Source organism: Clostridium rectalis (genome assembly GCF_900626095.1).
Classification (GTDB): domain Bacteria; phylum Bacillota; class Clostridia; order Clostridiales; family Clostridiaceae; genus Clostridium_AS; species Clostridium_AS rectalis.
Map to the genome: position 1 here is coordinate 57,457 of NZ_UYZZ01000009.1, position 22,333 is coordinate 79,789.

The 22,333-nt window shown below is 26.0% G+C and carries 26 protein-coding genes and 1 tRNA gene; all 27 read right to left on the bottom strand.

Annotation, left to right across the window (positions count from 1 at the left end; all coding sequences use genetic code 11):
• Positions 1 to 131 precede the first annotated feature (131 nt).
• Positions 132 to 581, bottom strand: coding sequence for a hypothetical protein (locus EJL03_RS13180; protein ID WP_125154440.1), 450 nt, complete (start codon positions 579 to 581; stop codon positions 132 to 134).
• Positions 581 to 1,171 (bottom strand): hypothetical protein, encoded by a 591-nt coding sequence (locus EJL03_RS13185; RefSeq protein ID WP_125154441.1) that lies wholly within the window; start codon positions 1,169 to 1,171, stop codon positions 581 to 583. The genes EJL03_RS13180 and EJL03_RS13185 overlap by 1 nt, the downstream gene beginning before the upstream one ends.
• 70 nt (positions 1,172 to 1,241) lie before the next feature.
• Entirely contained in the window at positions 1,242 to 2,243 is a 1,002-nt protein-coding gene (locus EJL03_RS13190; protein ID WP_125154442.1) for a hypothetical protein, read from the bottom strand.
• 34 nt (positions 2,244 to 2,277) lie between these two features.
• Complete coding sequence (locus EJL03_RS13195) at positions 2,278 to 3,072, bottom strand: hypothetical protein (RefSeq protein WP_125154443.1); 795 nt, start codon at positions 3,070 to 3,072, stop codon at positions 2,278 to 2,280.
• 9 nt (positions 3,073 to 3,081) lie between these two features.
• Entirely contained in the window at positions 3,082 to 3,621 is a 540-nt protein-coding gene (locus tag EJL03_RS13200) for a hypothetical protein (RefSeq protein ID WP_125154444.1), read from the bottom strand.
• Positions 3,622 to 3,640: 19 nt separating this feature from the next.
• Positions 3,641 to 4,153 carry a hypothetical protein gene (locus EJL03_RS13205; protein ID WP_125154445.1) on the bottom strand — a complete coding sequence of 171 codons (513 nt, stop codon included), beginning with the start codon at positions 4,151 to 4,153 and terminating at the stop codon, positions 3,641 to 3,643.
• Positions 4,154 to 4,256: 103 nt separating this feature from the next.
• On the bottom strand, positions 4,257 to 5,531 hold the full coding sequence (locus EJL03_RS13210) for a hypothetical protein (protein WP_125154446.1): 1,275 nt from the start codon (positions 5,529 to 5,531) through the stop codon (positions 4,257 to 4,259).
• A gap of 18 nt (positions 5,532 to 5,549) precedes the next feature.
• Positions 5,550 to 5,972, bottom strand: coding sequence for a hypothetical protein (locus EJL03_RS13215; RefSeq protein WP_125154447.1), 423 nt, complete (start codon positions 5,970 to 5,972; stop codon positions 5,550 to 5,552).
• A gap of 14 nt (positions 5,973 to 5,986) precedes the next feature.
• Positions 5,987 to 6,532, bottom strand: coding sequence for a hypothetical protein (locus EJL03_RS13220; RefSeq protein WP_125154448.1), 546 nt, complete (start codon positions 6,530 to 6,532; stop codon positions 5,987 to 5,989).
• A 73-nt stretch (positions 6,533 to 6,605) separates the two neighbouring features.
• On the bottom strand, positions 6,606 to 7,601 hold the full coding sequence (locus tag EJL03_RS13225; RefSeq protein WP_125154449.1) for a hypothetical protein: 996 nt from the start codon (positions 7,599 to 7,601) through the stop codon (positions 6,606 to 6,608).
• Positions 7,602 to 7,649: 48 nt separating this feature from the next.
• The gene (locus tag EJL03_RS13230; RefSeq protein WP_125154450.1) at positions 7,650 to 8,204 is read right to left on the bottom strand and encodes a hypothetical protein; all 555 of its coding nucleotides are present in this window, start codon (positions 8,202 to 8,204) and stop codon (positions 7,650 to 7,652) included.
• Positions 8,205 to 8,252: 48 nt separating this feature from the next.
• The gene (locus EJL03_RS13235) at positions 8,253 to 9,695 is read right to left on the bottom strand and encodes a hypothetical protein (RefSeq protein ID WP_125154451.1); all 1,443 of its coding nucleotides are present in this window, start codon (positions 9,693 to 9,695) and stop codon (positions 8,253 to 8,255) included.
• A 14-nt stretch (positions 9,696 to 9,709) separates the two neighbouring features.
• Positions 9,710 to 11,203 (bottom strand): hypothetical protein, encoded by a 1,494-nt coding sequence (locus tag EJL03_RS13240; RefSeq protein WP_164509090.1) that lies wholly within the window; start codon positions 11,201 to 11,203, stop codon positions 9,710 to 9,712.
• 42 nt (positions 11,204 to 11,245) lie between these two features.
• Positions 11,246 to 13,045 carry a terminase large subunit domain-containing protein gene (locus tag EJL03_RS13245; RefSeq protein ID WP_125154453.1) on the bottom strand — a complete coding sequence of 600 codons (1,800 nt, stop codon included), beginning with the start codon at positions 13,043 to 13,045 and terminating at the stop codon, positions 11,246 to 11,248.
• The gene (locus tag EJL03_RS13250; RefSeq protein WP_164509091.1) at positions 13,045 to 13,965 is read right to left on the bottom strand and encodes a hypothetical protein; all 921 of its coding nucleotides are present in this window, start codon (positions 13,963 to 13,965) and stop codon (positions 13,045 to 13,047) included. The genes EJL03_RS13245 and EJL03_RS13250 overlap by 1 nt, the downstream gene beginning before the upstream one ends.
• A 66-nt stretch (positions 13,966 to 14,031) precedes the next feature.
• Positions 14,032 to 14,703, bottom strand: a complete 672-nt coding sequence (locus EJL03_RS13255; RefSeq protein WP_125154455.1) for a hypothetical protein — start codon at positions 14,701 to 14,703, stop codon at positions 14,032 to 14,034.
• A gap of 316 nt (positions 14,704 to 15,019) precedes the next feature.
• Positions 15,020 to 15,601 (bottom strand): hypothetical protein, encoded by a 582-nt coding sequence (locus EJL03_RS13260; protein WP_125154456.1) that lies wholly within the window; start codon positions 15,599 to 15,601, stop codon positions 15,020 to 15,022.
• A gap of 57 nt (positions 15,602 to 15,658) precedes the next feature.
• Positions 15,659 to 16,876, bottom strand: coding sequence for a hypothetical protein (locus EJL03_RS13265; RefSeq protein ID WP_125154457.1), 1,218 nt, complete (start codon positions 16,874 to 16,876; stop codon positions 15,659 to 15,661).
• A gap of 47 nt (positions 16,877 to 16,923) precedes the next feature.
• Entirely contained in the window at positions 16,924 to 17,070 is a 147-nt protein-coding gene (locus tag EJL03_RS16160; RefSeq protein WP_164509092.1) for a hypothetical protein, read from the bottom strand.
• Between the two features lie 48 nt (positions 17,071 to 17,118).
• Entirely contained in the window at positions 17,119 to 17,895 is a 777-nt protein-coding gene (locus EJL03_RS13270) for an antA/AntB antirepressor family protein (protein WP_243108719.1), read from the bottom strand.
• Positions 17,896 to 18,069: 174 nt separating this feature from the next.
• Positions 18,070 to 18,144: transfer RNA gene (locus EJL03_RS13275), tRNA-Trp, on the bottom strand.
• 154 nt (positions 18,145 to 18,298) lie between these two features.
• Positions 18,299 to 18,592: a GIY-YIG nuclease family protein gene (locus EJL03_RS13280; RefSeq protein ID WP_125154458.1), complete on the bottom strand. Its 294-nt coding sequence runs from the start codon at positions 18,590 to 18,592 to the stop codon at positions 18,299 to 18,301.
• Between the two features lie 17 nt (positions 18,593 to 18,609).
• Entirely contained in the window at positions 18,610 to 18,822 is a 213-nt protein-coding gene (locus EJL03_RS13285) for a hypothetical protein (RefSeq protein ID WP_125154459.1), read from the bottom strand.
• A 37-nt stretch (positions 18,823 to 18,859) separates the two neighbouring features.
• A complete protein-coding gene (locus EJL03_RS13290; RefSeq protein ID WP_125154460.1) occupies positions 18,860 to 20,083 on the bottom strand; it encodes a PhoH family protein in 1,224 nt (407 codons plus the stop codon).
• A 104-nt stretch (positions 20,084 to 20,187) separates the two neighbouring features.
• Positions 20,188 to 20,472: an HU family DNA-binding protein gene (locus tag EJL03_RS13295; RefSeq protein ID WP_125154461.1), complete on the bottom strand. Its 285-nt coding sequence runs from the start codon at positions 20,470 to 20,472 to the stop codon at positions 20,188 to 20,190.
• Between the two features lie 156 nt (positions 20,473 to 20,628).
• The gene (locus EJL03_RS13300; protein ID WP_125154462.1) at positions 20,629 to 21,294 is read right to left on the bottom strand and encodes a hypothetical protein; all 666 of its coding nucleotides are present in this window, start codon (positions 21,292 to 21,294) and stop codon (positions 20,629 to 20,631) included.
• 332 nt (positions 21,295 to 21,626) lie between these two features.
• Positions 21,627 to 22,283, bottom strand: coding sequence for a hypothetical protein (locus tag EJL03_RS16165; RefSeq protein WP_164509093.1), 657 nt, complete (start codon positions 22,281 to 22,283; stop codon positions 21,627 to 21,629).
• Between the last annotated feature and the right edge of the window lie 50 nt (positions 22,284 to 22,333).

Sequence of the window (22,333 nt, forward strand, 5' to 3'; positions counted from 1 at the left end):
TTTTTATAATTATATATTATCAAATTATTTTGTGTTTGTCAAATGCTTTTGGGAATTCATCTCGTGATTGAAGTCACAAGAGTTCTTGGTAAAAATATATTTAAAAATAAAAAAACTAAAATCTTAAACCACTACTTTATTTTTATTCCATTTTTTCTAAAATTCTTTAATATTATCCTATCACCATTTTTATTAATTTGCTGTTGTGTTTTATCTGTAAATTTTCTTCCTTTTAGATAAGTATATTTTTCTGTATTTCTATTTTTTAATGGAAATTCATAATACTCACCTTCTTCAACAGCCTCATCCAATCTATAGTCTCTACTATAAAAGGTAGGAGTATCGTTTGTTACTTTTATGGAAATAATACTTCCACTTTCTTTTACACTATGATTCATATTCGCAACATCATCTAATCCACCAACTATTCTTCTTTTATATCTTCTTGGATTATATTTTTTTAATTCTTCTTTTATTACCTCACTTTCAATTTTTTTTAAATCTTGTGAAACATCTTTATCAATTATTTTAATACAATCCTTTTTTATCTGTGAAACTACCTCTTCTAATGATTTAGCCATCAGAAATTATCTTCCTTTTTTGCTTTAATTGTTTTAGTTGTTTTAGTCGATGTATCACTCTTCTTTTTACTAGCTTCTTTCTTTACTTTTTTATTTTTCTTAGCCTTGTCATTATCTTCATTCTCTAATTTTATTTCAAATTCATTTATCATACCTTCTAATTTATCTTGTTTTGAAAGTAGTTCTACTATTTCATCATTAGATAAATTAGATAATCCATACAATTTATCCAATACATTTAACAATCTCAAATTAACTTCTTGAATTTCCCCAATAATTTCTATTACAGAAACCATAGTCTTTTGTAATACCAAACTAGGATTAGCAAATATTTTATTAATAATCTTCTCATCTTTTGGTATTTTTATATCTGTTAATCTACTGATAATTTCCTTAATTGTCACAATTGGTGGTACTACTAACTTCTTATTTTTTACATCTGTATACTGTAATAATACTGATTGTATTTCTTTTTGTTTTTCTTCGTTAGGGTTATAAATAGTAATTGTCTGCTCTACCCCTTCATTATCTCTAAATTTTATTATTTCTTTTATAGGATTAAAACCTAAGTTTTCAAGTATAACTGACATCAAAAAACCTCCTTATATTTTAAAAATAAGGTATAGATAGTTTTATCTATACCTACATAAACTTTATTAACTATTTTGCATTACAAATTACTTGTGAGAATGTTTTTACATTTTCGTTATCTTTTAATTTTACTGTTAGCATAGATTTACCTTCTGCTAAATACTCAACCTCGCCTGAAGGTGTTATTTTTGCTATTTTATTATTGTCTAAAACTAAATCCACCTGTGAGTTGTCAACTATCATAGGAGCATAAACTCCTCCTCTAATACCATATATCTTCAACATTGCTTTTTCACTTGGATTTAAAATTATTTCAGATTCAGTGAATATTTTTTGTATAGGCTCATTCGCTTTATCAACCCTTCTAATCTTAATTTTTGCATATTTACCCTTTCCAAATGCTAACGCCTTACCTGATAGCTTAGAAGTAGACGCACCGTCATGTTGTAAACTTAATTCTATATTAGAAGTTATTTTGAATCTTGGAATTTCTATTTCTATTTCCTTGTATCCTTCATGTCCTTGTTTAGACATTTTTAGTGACATAACTAATCTAATAGTCTTACCAAACTTATTTCCATCAATAGTAATCGTATCTAGGGACTCTCTTACTTGATATGTACAAAATACAGTTTCTCCATCTTTAAACTCTGGTATATTTAAATTATTACCTATAGCTGTTTTTGTTAAAATAATTTCCCCATCTGCATTTTTTACAAATACCTCGCCACTAATTGGTGTGTCGTTTAAAGTTACTTTCCCATTTTCAATTATATGTTCTTCGTCTTTATTGTAAAAATTATCTAATTCTCTTGTTATTTCAACACCATTCGTTAAAGCAATAAAAGCTTCTTTTACCTGTGAATCTTCTATTTCTACTTCACATTTTTTATCGTAATCAAATTGATACTGAGTCAAAGACCCGTATCCTCCTTTTATCTCTTTGTTACTTGAACTAATTTTGAAATCACTTTTTATAAGTGTTTGTGCGTCGAACAACAATGCATTTGTTGTTATGTCGAACCCCATTACATCCCCGACTGAAATAAGAAATTCTTTAGTATTATCCATATTTGTTCCTCCTTTATTATTGAATTATTTTATGTTAAGAAATTTCTTTGAATTTATTCAATTCACTACCAGAAATTAATATCTCATCATATTTATTTGTTTTTGGAATATGTTGTAAGCAATTAGGTATATCCTCTATTGGAATCATCCCAGAAGCCGACATAGACCAAATTTTAAAACATTCCATCATCCAACTCATACGATTAATGTTAAAATCAAACTGATATATAGTCATCTTTTTTATTTCTTCAATTGGTGTTTTTGTTGCAACACTATAAGTGGCTATTTGTTCTTCAAGTGTAGCCATTTTACCCTTTTGTTTTTTAGCAAAATATTCAATTGCCTTTTCCATGGATTTTTTAACTTCGGGATGTAAGTTTTTAGGTTGGTCTATATACATATTATTTTGCTTTAAAATTATTTCTCTTATTTTATCAAATTCCATACCTCTAATAGTCATCACTTTGTTATTTTCTACACTAACAAATATAACAGGTCTTCCTGTTTTTAAATCTGTAGCAATTGAAAAATCCTGTTCTCTTAATGCTATTTTCAACACCGAAAATAAATCCTCTAATCCATTAGGCAATAATTTATCTCCATCTTCATTAACAGCCATACATACCAACGAATTATAGAAATCAAAATATGACATTGTTAAAATTGTAGGGTCATTAAAACTTGCAGAAAACCCTTCTTTATCTATCATAATAGAATAAGATTTGTTATAAAAAGTGTCTATATCCTTCATTAACACAGGATATATTTTGATATTTTTATAACATTTATAATCACCCCATATATCTCGCAAATCACTTTTATTTTGCATTTTAAATCACTACCTAATATTCATTATTTTAAAAGTGCAGGTGGTTTTTAGATATCTATTTTGAACCTTACCACAATCAAAACCTTGTAATTCTAAGTTATTCAATCCGATTTTCAATTGCCTTCCATCAAGTAATTTTCTAATTTTGTTTAGAATCTCGATACTTCTCGAAATTCTTTTATTGTTTATATCTATCGCTTCCATACTTTTATGGACATAAATATCTATCATAAAATAATTATCTTCTATACAATAATTATCTCTATTGATATCTCCACCCGCAATGTGTATATTTATGATATTTCTCGAATCATTTTGCACATCAAATAAATAATCATATTGAAAAATATTTTCATTATACAAATCTTCATAAACTTCTTCTTTTGCATAAGGATTGACATAAATTATATTACCATCTTTATCTGTTTCATTTCCGTAATACAAAAGCTTCTTTAAGTCTATTGAATCCTGACTATCATCCAAAAGTAATATATTAACTATTTCATAAAATATATCATTGAGATTGTTATTCCCCGTATATTTTTTCATTGTAATTTTATCCTTTGTTTTACTTTATTTTTGGCTCTATTATGAATTTAACTGGATTAGTTGTTTTTAAATCAATAGTCTCTATATTATTTTTTATATAGCCTAACATTTTTTCACCACTTAAAAGAACAGTATTGAAGATTTTTTTATTAGAACCAGTATCTATCATAGTGACATCATATAAATCATTCTCATAAGACAAATCTTCTTTCATTTCTACCACAGCCTGATATTTAGATAACTCTTCTTTAGCCTTTTCAACAGTGTCTACAGTAGCTTTATCTACTATTATCTTAATTTTCCCATCTGAACCACAACAAAACTTACCTTTGCTATTTTCATCATCTAAAGCACCGTCTTCAATTTCAGTAACTTGTACACCATCTTTAGTTAACACAATAAATCCATCAACTAATGAGGTATTTAATTTCATATTTTCATCTAATTGCTTAGACCTAATTACTGCTACATTTGTATAAGTAGTTTTGTCAAAATTATCAAATTCTAATTTATCAATTAACTTTATTGACATATCATCACCCTTTCAGTTTTTTTGCATTTTTATCTTTTATTTCCTTTCATTTACTCCATATTACTTCACTTTTCAAGTGTAATTTTGTAATAAAATATGAGCTTTATATTAATTTTTTTAAAATTATTTCTTGTTCATCAAAACTTAGCCCATCAAGAGTTTTACATTTAATAATAAATTTTTTGCCTATATTTTCTTGTTTATTATAAGCTAACAAAACTATACTGTTAGATGTTTTATTTCTAATCTTAACTAACTCGTTGGTATTCTCACTTAAAACACTCCATTCAACTACTCCATCAACCTTATTACCTTTACTATTATACAGTTCTACTGTCCATTTAGATAACTTCCCTATCTTCATAAAATCATTTCCGATAATATTACAAGTGCCACTATGTACACTTGTATCTGTAATTTGTATTGGAATATTAATAATTTGCTTATCATAACAAACCTGTATATTCGTATCACCTTTTGACAAACTTGTTATTATTCCATTTTCTATTTTTGCAATTATACCATCAACTTTATAGGTAATTTTATTTAATTCTTCTTGTGATAATATTTCTTTATTTCCCTGAAATAGTTTAGGATTTAATTGATAAGTTTTATTAATTTCTAGTTGAATAGTTTTGTTGTCTATTTGCAATTTTATAGGTTCTTCTTTTTTTAAATGAGAGTTATCTGCTAAGTTATTTTTAAAATCATCAAGATTATGTTTTTCCTGCTCTCTAATTAATGTTAATTTTAATAAACCATTTTTCTCGTTGACTTGCTTAAAAGTAAAATCATCTATTAACGAAACAGAAAATATACTATTATTATTGAACATAAGTCTTTGCTGTAATTGTATTTTTTTTGTCAAATCATTATAAGGTATTAAAATACTTCTTTGGTCATTGCTTAGTATAAATTGTTTTTCTTCTAATCCATCCGAATATAGTGTTGCATTACTTAATATACAAGGATATTGATATACTTTATTTTTATATTCAAAAATTATAACGTTATTACAAGGTTTAATTATTAAAGTCTTATGAGATGATATTGTATTTTTTTCTTCAAAAACAATCATATATAATTGTTTATTCCAAAGTATCAAATCGCCTACACTATTTGTTTCATCATGTTTACAACAAAGTATTTTACAGTCAATATTTTGTGAATCATTAAAATGATAATCCTGTATAGTACATAGAATTTTTTTGTTTAATGAAGTATTATTATCTTTATACATTTCTACTTCATATTTATTTGGTGCATTATTTAAATAATATTCAAAATTTTCTTTTTCCTGTTTTATTAATTGTTCTTGGGAGGTTATACCGGATACTATTGATTTTCTTCTATACTTATTTAAATAAGAATAATCCATATTCGTACTTTCCCCTCCCTATTTATATTTTAAGTCATTGTAGGTATAACTAATTATATAATTTTTTAAGTTTCTTCTAGTTTTTTCTTCTAAATTGTTTAATTTATCTAATGTTTGCCAATTAGAACTTAATTTAAAATCTCTATCTCCTAACGATTGCCTTATAAGTTGTAATCTTTGTACTTGTGGTTGTAACCAATGTAACACCATTCCTAAACTAAGAATATAAATCTCTTCCAAATCTAACTCTATTTCAAATTTTTGTTTTTCCTTGTTTAAATTCTTTATTAAATTTTTTTTACATTTTTTAAAATCTACTATTGAATTTTCTAAATAATTAAATAAGAAAGATTCTATGTCTTCATTTTCTAATTTCAACAAATCAGTATCATCTATCTGTGCTAAGAATTTATCATAAATTCTTTGAAATGAAGTAGCCAAATTAGCCACCTCCTTTATTCAACTACACTTAAATCTAATTGCAGTTTTTCTTCTAATAAATCTATAATTCTAATATCATATAACTCTCTATTTTCAATCATTTTCCTAGCCTTTGAAGCCAAAATATTTCTTGCTCCTAAAGGAAGCTTCTCTAATTTTTCAGATATTTTGTTTAAAGGTTGTCTAAAAAATTCTTCTAAATTTTCTATTGGAACTATTGAATTATAGAGACTTTCTAATCCTAAATATTTTATCGCAGAAGGGTTATCATCTATAACTAACCAAGGTTCAAATAGAAAAACTGGTTTAGATGCTTTCATACTTAACAATTCTCCATATTCAATATATTGTTCAGCACCATAATCATCAAAACGCCACGTTGCCCCACTTCTTTCAGATACATAAGTTAATCCACCTACGACTACACTTCTACATGTTATCATTTCATCCCTATTAGGCGGTTTTAGCTCCTTTTTCTTTGTAGTTGTATTTGTTTTTTCTTTAACATCTACGTTTACCACTTTTGCATCTGTATCTTTAACTTCTTTTTTTGTTGCCATTTAAAAATTCTCCTTTCAAAGATATTAAAATAAAAAGGCTAGATTTATTTCTAGCCCTTAAAATTGTTTTATATTATGCTATTTCAAAAGAGCCATACATAGCATTAAATACTACACCCACTCCAAATTTCTTTTGAAAAGCATATTCCATAGACATATCCATATTGGTTATTCCATCACTAACTTCCTTTATTATAGTTTGTCCCTCATTAACTAGTTTTACTGGTTTTATGTTGTTTGGTATTATTAATAACTTTTTGTCATTCAATAAGAAATCAAATGTATTTGCTTTATGTACCTGACTTATAGGCATACATTCTATACCATCCCAATGTGAGATTATACCTTTTAGATTTTTAGCTTCTTTCATTCCTTCTGAAATCCACTCACTGTTAATTGTTCCTGTCATTTTATTTAAAGCAGTTCTTGTTCCAACTATAGTTATAGGTGCATTACCACAAGAACTAGAAACATGGTCACATATTTCTAACATTCTACTTTCAGTAAAATCACCTTTTTCTCTAAACGCAGATGGTAGATAAGATGAAGCGTTCATGAACGAAGTATATATTTCACCATTAATAAAATCATCATAAGATTTCTTTACTTTATTAACAAAAGCTACCCAATCTACTCTACCAGATAAAAACCTCGCAAAATCTGCATATATTTTAGCACCGTAAAATTTAGTTGGTACATTAAAACTTTCACCAACATTTAATTTTTGTCTTCTTATATCCCAATGATTTCCACTAAATCTACTTATTGTTAATAAACTTCTATCTTCAACATAAAACTCATTTTTATCTCCAAAATCTAAATCTTTTCTTTCAACAAATCTTTCAAAGAACATATTCTGATCCCAACCTTCTACTATAAGTTGGTCTATTGTTTCTTCTATAACTTCAAATATTTCATTTTGATGCCTTCTAAATATTTTATAGTCTATTTTGTCTGTACCCACCATATCAACAAAAGCTTTTCTTATTACCTCGCTTGAATCTTTTGCTGAAAAATTTGGGACTTGTCCTCTATAAGTATCTAAACATAATTTTGCTAACTCTTTCATATTTGTTTTCCTCCTTGAATTCTGTAATTTGTTTTAAAATTATTTTATTTAAGCTTTTTTAACCTGAACTGGTATAATCTTAGTCATTCTTCCCATATGTCCTGGCATACCAATTACAGTTGTTGTTCCTATTGATTCTAACGATAATATTTTTGCTACAAACACTTCTGTTCCATCTAAAGCTTCCACTTCCTTTAACTTAAATGAACCTTCTTGTGCGACAACATAATTGCCCTTCTTTGCACCATTTGATTTATCAATAACATCTATCATATTATCACTTACAGAAAATATATCTGTTTCACTTAATTCATAAGCTCTACTTGCTTCATTTGCTGGTATTGAATAGTTTTCTAAAGCATAATCACTCATTGTTCTTTCTTCGTAATTTATTTCAGGATTGGCTACAAGAACTATCTTATCTTTTTTAATACTATCAGCCGTAGGTTTTACAAGAGAATACACTTCTCTTTCACCATCTATTAATTCACCTAAATGTCCTATAAATCCATTTTGTAACTCTTCATTTGTCTGAACAGAGTATATATGTCCTACATAACAACTTTTAACTTTATCTAATCTAACTATACCTTTCTTTTCCATATTATTTCCTCCTTAAATTTGTTAATTTATTTTACTTAATAGATGGTTTTACTTTTCAACATATTTGTTTAATAAACCACCATAACCATCATCTTGGTCTTCTGTTTTTTCCACTTGGAATTTTACAGTTTTCTTTTCTTCTGTTGAGTTTTTAGAAAACTTCCTTTGATTTTTAACATATAATAACGCTAATTCTTTTTCTAAATCCTCTAATTTCTGAAATTTATTAGAAGTGTTTTTTAGTTCACTAAATTCTTTAACATCTTCTAATTCTTCGTATTGTGAAAACAATTCATTCTCTGCTTGTTTTCTATCTTCTTTTAATCTTGAAGATTTAAATTCGGATAACTTTTTATTTTCATTTTCTAAATTAGAATATTTTACTTGTAATTCTTTATATTCTTTTGTAGGTGTTACATTACATTTTGAAATTGTTTTTTTAATTAAATTACTTGAGAAGTCTTTTACTATTTCATCAAATTCTTTCTTTAATTTTGAAAAATCAGCAGTTACATTTACATCTTCTCCAACAATTTCCTTCCAATCACCCCTCATATAAGGTTTTTTACTATCATAATCTAATTTGGCAACATCTCCTGTAATTGTATAAGGAATACCATAATAGTAACTCCAAGTTTTACAGTCCGTAACTATTGCTAAATTTTCAGAAACAATCAAGTCAGAAACACAATATTCTGCTGTTTCTATTTTATCTCCACACCAGTCTTCAATTGTAATTGTTCTCTTAGCTAATTCTTTTCTTAATATCTCATAAATTTGATCATTACTTAAAGTATATTTTGTTTTACCCACATTATCTTCCTCGCTTTCCTTCATATATTCTTTAAACATTTCTAACTTATTTTGAATTTCCTTTGCAAAATTTTTATATGAAAACTCTTGCAACTCAACTGACGCTGAACGCATCGCAGGTTGTACATCTTTTCCTAATATACAAGCACCAAAGAATTGAAATTTTGTATAATGAAATAACTCATCTTCATCAAAAAAACCATCATAGTTTTCGTGCAGTTCCATTGATTGCTGTTTTTTTACATCTCTATTCATAATGTCCTGTATATCAGTCCATTTATTCCATATAAGTCCTTCACAAGTTAAAAAAGTTCTTTCTATACCATCATCACAAACTCTACTTTCCAATTTGGCATTATTTGTTTCAGGAATAACACCTACCGCCTGTCCTAAATATTTAATTTTACATTCCCCATTTTGTACTGTTAAAACTTCTCTATGATCAGAACAATCTTTTTCTCCATCGCTATTATCTTCTATATATGTCAATATAGGCGTATTTGCTAATGATGGAATAGCTTTCTTAGTAACCTCTTCATCAAAATAACTACCATTTAAGTTTTTCCCTAGATGCATAAGCCAAATTTTAACTGTTGTAAATCGAGTATCTTTGACATCAAACTCATTTAATTTCTGAAAGATAATTGGAACATTTGTATTTAGTCTCTTTTTTTTCATTTGTTCACCTCCTCTCAGCAATATCTATCCCTATTAGAATCATTTTCTCTGGTTTGTTCCCCAGCTTCTTGTAAGTCCTCTGTATCTTTCCTCGGCTTACCAACTTTTTTTTCTTCATTAGTTTGAGTATGGCTACTATTAAGTGGTAACCAACTTTCATGTAATTTCAATACATCATTTTCTAACCATGTATTGATTTGCATATCTATAGGAGAAAGTCCTACCAACGAACCTAAAATTGTTTTTACAGGTACTCCATATTGTGCTAACTTGAAATGCTTGTCTATCATTTTTTCTTGGTTATTAATAGTAACGTCCAAAAAACTAAATTTATAGTTAAATTGGTTATTAGAAAATTTTATTTTTCTATTTATCCATCTAGTACACTGTTTTAAAATTTTAAAAACAATAGATTCATCTGTTTTTATAGATAAATCTACAACAGAACCACTATTACCTTTTGAATTAAATAAATTTCCATTTACTCCAGCACTAGACCAAAATAAGTCTTCGGCTTCAATAACTCTATCGTTATTAAGAGTATCTCTTTCAAATTTAATAGAATCAATCTTCATAGGGGTTAGTATAGCCCCTATTTGGTCAGGCAAAACATTTAACGCTTGGGTATAGAAATCCTTTGCTGTAGTAAAATCTAACATAGGGACATCAGGTTCTTTATTACTCATTGGAATATTCATTGATAACAATTGATAATTTCCTATTTCTTCTTTTGCTTTTTTAAGCAGTTTATAATCATTAATATCATATAAAGCTTCAAATACATTGGCAAAAGGAGGTATGGGATACTCTATTTCTTCATTTATTTTAATACAAATAGTTTTTTTACTATTTAATTCTTGATATCTGTTATTCTTCCTATCCTTTAAATATCTATTGTATTTTGTTTCGAATTCTTTTCCATATTCCTGTAATTTTTCTTTTTTATTATCAAAAAACGTAAAGTCAAATTGATAATTATAAACACCATCTTCTATTGAACTTATAGAGCAATAATCTGGGTCTAAATTTTTAATAAAATAAGAATCTGTCGTTTCATATTCGTATCCATAAAAAATATCTTCTTTAAATGCTATCGTTAATATCTTTGCAAACTCATGGGCAAGATTCATTTTATCAATCTTTCTACATATCGTATAATATTCTTTTAAAAACTTTTTTTTATTAATTTTTGAAAAATCTATTATCCCTGTAGGTTTAAAATCATAATAAAATAAAGACATATTAGCAAAATAGTTAATAAGTCTTTTATAATGTGCTGAATTAACATATAAAAATCTTGATATTTCTCTTAGTGCTTTTTCATATTTTTGTGGATTTTGTAAATAGTCTATAACATCTTGTTTTTTATATTTTTTAAAAAAACTATTCTTTTTATTATTTTTGTTTAAATCATGTACTACTAAAGATGCTAAACTAGAAAAGAATATTTGCATTTTTTGTTTCTCTTTTTCTTCTTCTGAAACTTCTGTTACTTTTACTTCAGGCAAACTTTCACCTTCTTTCTTTTTATACACTAAATTATTTTACATTTAAATTTTTCTTATATTTGGTGCTTTAAAACCAAACAAATCTGATATATTTAAATTAGATTTTCTTGGCTTTTGCAAATCTCTTTCTTTTTCAGTTATATAATAATTTCCATATGCAATTGATATATATCTATCTTTTGTCCCACTTCTAGGTTCTACTAATTTAATCTTACTATCTCCTGTCAATTCGTAAGATAAATTTATCATTTCATTAATTAATAAATCAGTTTGCAAATTAGGCATTTCAAAATTAGCTTGTTCTTCTGGATTTGCATTATTGTATTCTTTTTTCTTTGATAAATAATCTTTTGCTTCTATTGAATTTACTAGAAATTTAATTTTTCCTTTTTCTAAAGCGTTTTTCATAAAAGTATGTATTTGATGATTTAAAGTAGCATTTGCTTTTATACTATATATTACAGGTAAAGCTTGTTTGTTTTTGATTCTTTCTGCGACATTTTCATCATTAAAACAAGTCCATGCAGAATATTCACAGTCTCTCTTTTCATCATATAACACTTTCCCTAATTCGTCACTTATTCCAAGTCCTGCATTTTGTGTGTCTAAGCATATTATATCTGCATTAAAATCTGTAAAAATTTGTTTTATTCTAATTGCTTGTTCTGTTGTATTACCACCATTAAAAGCTTCAATGTAAACAACTTGTCTTTCATAAGAATCCTTTACAGGCAAAGCCCTTATGCAAGAAATTGCGGTATTATCATTACCTTTTCTTTTAACCATAGCTATATCGACAGAAACAACCCTTAATTCGCCATTTTGTTTTGATATATCAAATGTATTTTTTTTCTTTTCTACAAAATCTATATGTTTTCTTGGATAAAATGCTTTTTTAATTGTTTGTTGCTTACTTAATAAATTAAATTCATAATAAGCATTTTCAGCTCCACCAACCATAAGATTTTGATATTCCATAGCAAAGGACATATTGTCTAATTTCTTCTTTTCTTTAATTAATTGTTTCTTTGTTCTTATACCATGTTTTAATGTGATAGCATAATCAAATCCTATTAACAATGAATCTTTTGTTTTATACATCATATTTACAGCCATTTTCATGTGTTCCCACATCCAATGTGACTTATGCCATGCAGAAGATATATATATTTCCATAGGTTCTTCTTTTAAATGCTCATATTCTTTCTTTTTCAAGTATCGTGCTGGTCTAACAATCAAAAATGGAGAAAGTACAGAATCTATAATTTCCTTTTTTATCATTCTAAATTCTTCATAAATTATTACGGTGGCTCTTAAACCTCTAGCATTGTCAGATGCAGGACACACCGTAATAGTTGAACCATTATGAAATATGACTTCTGTTTGATTAGAACTTGTTTTTATGTCTTTGATTTCTCTAGCTAAGTTTGGACTATCAGGTATTAATTCCTTTTGTATTTTTTCCGTTACTATTAAAGATGCTTGACCTTTTGTGGCTGAAGCAATGACAATCTTGCTATTTGGAAAAAGTATACATCTAGCACAAGCAAAAATAGCTATTATAAAAGATTTTGCAGCAGCACGACAAGCTACTACTACAATTAAAGGATACAAATTCATCAAATAAATTAATATTTTTTGATACAAATGTAATTCTAATTGTAAATAATGTTCTACAAATCTATGTAAATTACGTCTATAAAAAGTTACCCAGTCTATTAATTTTTTCTCGAACTCTATTTTTTTACTTACTTTCTTAATGTGATTTTTAGGCTTTTTAGCTAAGTTTTTAACATTCATATTCTTTTTTCTTTCAGTTTGATAATTTTTGTAAGAAGCCATTATTCATCACCAGCTTCTTCATCTTCATTCCCATCTTCTACATTAAAATCTTTATCAAAATCTCTTGAGCCTGTTAATAAGTTTTTTAACGGTCTGTATATCATTCTATCTAAATATTCTAAGAATCCATCAAAATCAACATATATCTTTTTATCTTTAAAATATTCAGCAGGTTTATATTTTTCTATATCTTTAATCCATAGTCCTAAAGCACTCATATTTTCAGGGTCATTTGCGACATTAGCATCTTTAGGAGTTAACCCACCATCAGATAACAATTTTCTATACGTCTCCTCTAGCTTGTCTACATTTTCTCCTTTTTCTCTTGACTTCATAATTTCTAGTTCCTTTAAGCATAAAAATTTATATGTTTTTTCTTCTGCTAATGTATCGCATTTATATCTGGTAGTCCATTCCGTAAAAGCACTATCCAAGAATTCATAATCTTCGGGTGTGTAATCTTTTCCTCTACCCCAAAAACGTATCATTTCTTTTGTAATTTTAAAATCTGAATTAATTGTAATCTCAGGAATTCCTTCTTGTCTTTTAATATTCTTCTTTTCAATTTCTAATTTTTCTTCTGTTTCTCCATCTTTCCATGTAGCATTTTTTGCTATTCCTCTATTTAAATTTAATCTTGTAATATAATCACCTAGAGGATTCTTAGGTTTCTTCCCTAATACTTTTAAAAATATATCATTAAAAAATGGCTTATTTAAGTAATTTTTTAATACATCTTTTAATGCAGTAGCATCTATATCACCATTTACATCACAAGCTAGTATTTGTAAACACTTCTTGCAAATTGGACAAATTCCATTATATAGTTTTTCATACTGTGGTAAATTACTTGAATAAAAACCAGCTTTGGTCATTTTGCCTTCGCAATTCTTACATTTTATTTTTTGTTCACTAGCCATTTTCCATTCACTTCCTTTCTTTCCCAAATAATAAAAAGAAGCTACATAGTAGCAACCTCTCTAAAATTAATTTTCTTTTTTCAATTCGTATTTAATTTTTAAAATCATATCTAGCAATTTTTCTCTAGTCATTACAGTATTATTACAATTAGGTATTTTACTAAATTCATTTTGAAGTTTATTTAAATTTTCTTTTAAAAACATATAATTATCTATATCACCAATTTCAGGAATTGAATATATCTCAAATTCATCATAATAATTAATAAAATCATCTATTCTTAATTTTTTTAGCCAATTACAATTTGCATTTTTATTAAATTGTTTAAAATTTTCTTCTGTAGTTTCATGGATACTAACATTTGTAGGAAACATTTTTCTTGTTAAAGTTTTATATCCATTGTTAAAACTATTAAATGATATAATCTGATTTGCACTAATATTTGATATATTATAAGGTAAACTTTCATCAAATATTATTAAATCAAAATGAGGCTTTAAACTCCTTGTTTCTTCATTTTTGTACCAATATATTTCAGAAATATTTCTGTCTTCATATTCTATACTTAATGATGTATAATATCTATCATTTGTTTTGTTTGTCTTAATATTTTTTATGTTTGAATTGTTTGATAACTTTTTAATTTCATCTATTTTTGAACAAAAGTATACAAAAAAACTATTTATAGGAGCTACATATAAAACTCTCCTTGGTCTGCTTCTTAAAACTTTACACATAGCTGTAAATGTTTTTCCTAAACCTCTTGATCAATTTACTATCATTGTAGAATTTTTATCTTCTACTACTTTTCTTTGATAATCATAAAGAAAAATAAACTCATCATTGTAAAATTTACTTTCATTAAAATTGCTTGTCTCTAACATAATCCACTCTCACTCTCTTATTTTATAAATAATAAAAACACACCAATACTGATGTGCTTTATAATACTTACAAAAATATTCAATAATAAATAAAGCCACCATCATTTAGACAGTAGCTTTGTTTATTAAATTGTTATTAATTAACTTTTAATAAAATTCCTATTTTAACCTATTCCTCTGTTCTTTCTAAACAAAATTCTTCTAAAACCATACCTGCAAATTCAGTTAAAGCATGTCCCAAAACTTCCTCTTTACATTCATTATCCAATATTAAACCAACATAATCCTCTATCAAATCAGCTAACTCTAAATAACAGTCGACTGTTTCCTCCATTTCATTGTCTTCACATTCTTCACAACATTCACAGCAATCACAATTGTCTTCATCATAATCTATTATTTCTACCTGAAACTCTACCTCGTCTCGTCCAGTCTCTAAATAATTAAATAAAGTAGGATTATCCTTTAGAATTTTATTATCTATAATAAAATAATTACTACTTGTTATTTTTATTTTATTATTAGATTTTAATGGCTCGACACAGAAACATTTCTCTCCAAATTTAGTAACATAATATTCATTCACATCTGATTGTAAGTCAATTCCTTTATATTCTTTATAATCCATAATACCAAACTCATACATTAACAAATCTGCTAATTCATAGTTGCAAATTGCTTGTATCTCATCCTCTTCAGTGAACTTATCTACCACATATTTTATAAATTCATCATAATTATCTAATCTCATATTTAAAATCTCCTTTATAATTATATTTCATTAAATTATTTTATATTATTTTGTTTTTTAATTTAAAATAATATCATATGTAATTCTTCTACCTCTACCTTCTTGAAAAATATCAAATATAATTCCTGCTTTTGAACCTGTTAATAAATCATCACTATAATCATCACTTCCCATAATACTAGGAGTTATTATTATCTCACAATTATTGTTAATACCATTCATAACTGTTTTATTCATTTTGTGATGTAAATGTCCTAAGTACAAATAATCTATAAAAGTCCTATATTGCATAGATAAGTTTTGTATTGCTTTTTCTATGTTTTTTATTTTATGTTTTCCAAAAATTTTATATCCAAATATGTCTAATTTAATATTTCCATCCTCATACTCAGGAATTATTATCCTATTATTTTCAGATAACATGTCTTTTATGTACATAAACACAACTCTTTCCATATTCTCTTTAGGAAACATATCTGCTTTAGTACCTAAAGGTCTTATTTGACTATGGTTTCCTGTATAAGAGTGATGATAAGTTATTTCAATATGCTTAGATAATTCATTTAAAAAATTAACCATATATCTTGCATACCTTATTACCATATCTGTCATCCCCATTTGCAAACTCATCAATTGAGATACTCTTAAACACATTCCTTCTATGTTATCTCCTAGATTCAAAATATGTATATGATTCAATTTTTGCTCATTGCAAACATTTAATATTTCTTCTGTAATTTGATTCATCCTTTGATAAAATATATCCTCAGAATAATTATTATTTAAACTTGAAAATATTTTCCCGAAATGTTCATCGGCTAAAACAACTACTCCTTCTTTTGGTGAATTATTTTCTTTAATTATTGGTTTAAATTCTGGCACATTCACTCGTCCTATAGACTTTTGCAATTCTTCAAATAATAAATCATTTCTTGATTTTTCTCTGAGAATTTTATTATATTCTATAGATATAGTTTGTTTCTTTTTTCTCTCTTCTTCTAATTCAATCTTTTTCATTTCTATTTCATTTAAAATATCATCATCTTTTATATTATTCTTCATTTTATTTTTAAAATATTTCATTACATTGTAAGAACTGAACTCTGTTGTATTACAGGCTTTTCTCAGAGAATCTCTATGTATATTTAGATTTAAATAATCAATAATGCTTTGCCAATCTAAATCTTGTGGGTTTTCTTCGCATTTGATTTCTATAAGTCTTAACCCGTATTCAAAATCCGTTTCATTTTCTTTTTTTAAATATCTATTCGACATTACCTCTCTCCTTTTAAAATACAATTATTGAATTATTTTATATTTAATTAATCCAATAAGAACTCACATCCATTTTCACAATAAACCACTACTGTATTAACTCCAATTGCTTCTGTACTAAATTCATCTAATATTATTTCTCTACCACATTCTTTACATCTGATTTTTTGTCCATATCTTTCTTTCATATTCATCTTTTAAAAATTCTCCTTTTAAAATATGTATTATTTATATTTATTAAATTATTTATCCATTCTTAAATCACTATATTGACTTTTACAAATATTTTCTATGATTTTAGACCTTTCTTCAAAGATTACTCCTGCTGTAACCAATCCGATTATCATATTCTGTAAAAAATCTATTGCTTTATTATGTTTTATTTGTAAATGCTCTCTTGTTTCTTTATCAACATAACCTAATTTACTTCTTACTTCATTTGCTTTAAATCCTAATAAATTTTGATTTATCATATTACTTTCTCTAATCATTAAATAATTAATATCAAATTCAGTAACATTATTATGCTTACTAGAATAATCTTTTATAATTGCTTCTTTCATTAAATTATAATTTTCTTTCTCTGGTTCTCTAACTTCATTATGTTGCTGAAGTCCTCGAATTGATTTTTCAATTAATATAAAATATTGTCTAAACCTATATGAGTTTTCTGTTCTTGCCATCATAGATAAATGTTTTGCCATTTCTATAGATATAGAAAAATCTTTAGCAAAATTTCCTTCAGACCTTGATTTGTCTCCATTCGTCTTAAAGAAGAGTGACTTCCAATCAATATTTTCTTTGAAAAATTCATTGTTTAATATGTTTTTCTTACTCCATCTTGACCAGTTTGTTTCTTTTAAACCTAATTTAAGATATAGTTCTCTAGCACTGTCAATTTCTTTCGCCTCATTTATTAATAATTCTGGAAATTTTCTTTGACATTCCATTGTTAATTTAACTTCTTCTTCATTAAAACCTAAAACTTCTTTTAAAAATCTTTTACTAAATTTTTTCATACTTATGCCTCCTACAGCTTAAAAATTAGATAACTAAAAAGCTATCTTTGAAGAAGGAATTAAATCCGTTCTATCCCTTCTCCTTAGTATCTAAATCGCTGTAGGAGTGCGATAGAGTGTTTAATTCACTCTTCAAAAATAGCTTTGAAAATTCATTATTAAATTATGTAAATTTGGCATGGACTGAGGGATTCGAACCCTCACTAACAGTTTTGGAGACTGTCGTGCTACACATTACACTAAACCCATATACTTTTTCTATAAATACTAAAAATTCACCCATCATGTAAGATAAAAGATGAATTTTATGATATCTACAAATTATTTTAAATTTAATAAAGAGGCAGATATAACTATCTACCCCTAATTAGTTTAGTCTATGCTTGTACAAGTCATAGCTATATTACATTTTTAACTTTTTAAAATATTCTTTTTCAATTTTATCTCTTTTTATCCATTGCTTAATGGAATCTCCATAATTAAACCATTCGTTTTTTACTCTTTCTAAACTAAAATAATTATGCAGACTGCATTCATAATCCATATTGCAATTATCTATTTTATGTATTAATTCCAAATTACAGTTAGATGTTTCTAGTTGTTTAATTCTTCTTTTTAAATTTCTAGTAAATCCAATTTTAACTAGATCAGCAGATGTATCTAATATAAAATAGACTGTACCATTTTTATTATTCATATAATTTCCCTTTTCTTTTATTCTTCTGGAATCTCTTCAACTTTATCAGTTATTGATATTTTTACAAACTTACCATTAAATTTATTTATTAAGTATTTTAAATCTTTTTCCCCTTCGTCTTCTAATTCAGCCATCAACATTCCTTCTTGTAGACTATCTACATTTAATGTACCTTCAATATCTAATTTATGAGTTGTTATTATTTTTTCATTTATTGACTGCTTCGCCATTATAAAATCTCTCCCTTAAAAATATTATTTTATACTATTAAAAATCTGCAAATAACTTACTTGCACTAGATCTTACATCTTCATCAAGCACTACTATCCCTACTAATGGATTCCCTTTTGCATATTTTATAAATTGAATCAATCCGTTATCATGCACATATTTTGCCTCAGCTTGTTTCCAATCTCCTACAAAAGCCACACATGAGTTACTTCCTATTCTTGAACCTATTAATTTAAATATTTTCTTATTTAAATCTTCACATTCATCAACTAAAACAAATGTATCTTTTAAACTCATACCCTTCATATAATATGGTATTTCCATTTCCAATTGTCCTTTTATTACCATATCATTTAATTGAAATTCTCCACCATCTAAATTTTGTTCTATTGGTTTGTAAAATTCTCTTATTTTATCTTCCTTTGTACCTTTTAGATAACCAATTTCCTCACCTGATCCTAAAGGATTTCTTACTAACATTATCTTAGAATAATTTCCTTTATCTAAAACATGATATACTGCTGATCTAATACTGAGAACAGTTTTCCCACTCCCAAAATTACCTGCTATTATTTTAATAGGAATATTCTTATCCATTAACAAATCTAAAGCACATCGTTGTTTACTATTCCATCCCTTGATAACTTTTGATGGAGGTAGTTTTATTAAATTCAGCTTCCCATTATTAAATCTATATTCATAAACTTTATCTAAGTCTGTATTTTTCAAAATTAAATATTCATTTTCCAATAAATTCAATGAATTGTTTTTCTTTTCATATTGTAAAAATAATTTATTAACATCATCTGTATTTCCTATGAATTCTTTAAAGCCTTTATATTCATCTTCTTGTTGAATTAGTCTCATTGAGTCTAAGTGAAACATTTCCTTGGCTATTTTATAAGCTAAAATATCATTACTTATAAACTTAACTTCATTTCTCTGACTTTCTTCATAAGCAGTTGCAATAATTAAATTATCATTACTCTGCTCTAAATGCTTTTCATCACAAATCTTTCTATGTTTGTCTTCACATAATATTATTTTATACTTATCTTCGTTGTGAATTATATGTCTTAATGCGATTCTTCCTCTAAATTTAACTTCATTGTCTTTTCTGGAGTCTGTTTTTATTGATTCTAATTCTTCAATAACTATACTAGATAAATACAATTCACCATATTCCTCTAATAATATATCTAAGTTATTAGTATGTAATAAAATGTTTGTATCTATGAACACTTTGATATTTTTATCCATTATAATACTCCCTTTCTTACAGAGGTGAGAGAATCTGAGTTCTCTCACATATAAGTTTATTTATGTATAATTATACATTTGTTAAAAATTATTTTATATTTATTTTATTTATGTGCTTCTTTTACTTTTTCTTTTAATTTTTTTCCTACTTTGAATGCAGGTACTACTGATGCAGGTATAGTTATTTCTTCTCCTGTAGACGGATTCCTGCCTTGTCTCTCAGCCCTCTGTCTAGTTTCAAAAGTACCAAATCCTATTAACTGTACCTTTTCTCCGCATTCTAGTGCTTCCTCAACACTTTCTATAAATGCCTTTAAAGCTAACTCTGCATCCTTCTGTGTTAATCCTGATTTCTCACTCATTTTTATTAATAAACCTTTTTTATTCATAATTGTACTCTCCTTTTTATAATTATATTTTTTAAATTATTAAGTTATTTTACATAAAATAACGAATTTATTACATTTATTTATTGTTAAAATATATTCCATTTTAATCCATCGCAACTTTATTTCCTTCTAATATTTTCCATTAGATATTACTTTTTAATTTTTAAATACAATATTAAATTCAATATCCTTATTAAATCTAATAGGAATATATCTACCCTTACAAATTAAATTATAATGATAAAGCCCAATTAAATCTGTATCTTGTACAAAGTCAAGTTCTAATTTGTTTATATAATTTATAAAATTAATATTCTTATCTTTACAGGAATATATATTATCTTCTTTTTTATTGTATGAATCAATTATTTCTTTAAGTGTTTCGATGTCTTTTAATTCTATATGGTCTATTTTCTTTATTTCAGAATAAAATAATTTTTTAATCTTATCTATTTGAATATTTCTAATAGATTCATACAAATCTTTGTACTCCCTTATAATATTCTCATAAGTATATATTAATTTTTTATAATTTTTTCTATTTCCATTAAACAAAGAGTTCATATTATTTTTCAAGTTATACTTAATTCTATATAATACATTTCTTCTTTTTATATAGAAATTTAAAGCATTTTCAATTGCACTATTATAATTATCTGTGTAAATACGCATTAATCTTTGGTATATCTCATACAAGTGAATAAACTCTTCTGGATAATATGTTTCCATATCAAAGGTTAATAGTTCATATTCGACTTTTTTAATATGTCTCTTTATCAAATCTAAATCACTTTTGATTTCTCTTTCTAAAAAACAGTTCATATAAAATTCTCCTTTAGTGATTGGTCACTACCCTTTATTTTTATATAAATCCTTGTAGATAACATACTTTATTTATTTTATTTTTAAGTCACTCATTAGTAAATAAGCCAACTTATTTAGTTTATTATTTGTTTGGAATTGAAATATTAATTCTTTATTCTCTTTTTTTTAATTTCCTCTTAAAAATTCCTCACCTGATACAAGTTTCATTTTCAACACTCCTTTTTAATACCTTCCCTTTTAAAATAGGAGGGAGGGATTGGGTAAATACAAATCTACCCATATCAATGAAAAAAATTATCTATTTAATTAAGTTACTTCCTATTGTCAAATTATTTTATATTATTTAATTTATTTATATTTTTATTTATAACAACATCTTCACTATTACACAAAGCTACTTTAAATGGACTGGTAATTACATTGTAGTTCATAGGTAATTTCATTTCTATTAATTCACATAATGAAATTGCATCATTTTGATTCATTAATAATTTACCATCTTTATTTCTTGGTATTTCAAATATAATAATCTTATCTTTCTTTACTTTTTCTTTTTCATGAAAAAATTTATTATATTTCTCATTAGATTCTTTTTCTTGTTGTTTTCTTTTTTCACATTCTTTTTTATATTCCTTTTCATTTTCTTCAAATTTTATATTCCATTCTTCTAATAACTCATTATATTTATTTTTTATATCTACATCGTAATCTTCTATTGTTTCTGCAACATATGTAATATTGTAAATTATATTTCCATTAGTATCTCTTGTTTTCTTTTGAATTTTTGTATACTTTTCTAATTCTTCTAAATAAATTTCTTCATTTACTTCAAATTCAAAATCCATTTCTTTTTCTAAAACTTTAACTCTTTCTAATGTTTCAGTATTTTCCACTAAGCTTGGTTTACTGTATTCGGATTCATATAAGCTCCAATATTTTCTAACCTTTCTTCCTAAGAATACACTTTTTACATTTTTCTTTTCCATAATTTAAACACTCTCTTTCTGGCTATGCCAATATATTTTTATTTTAAGAA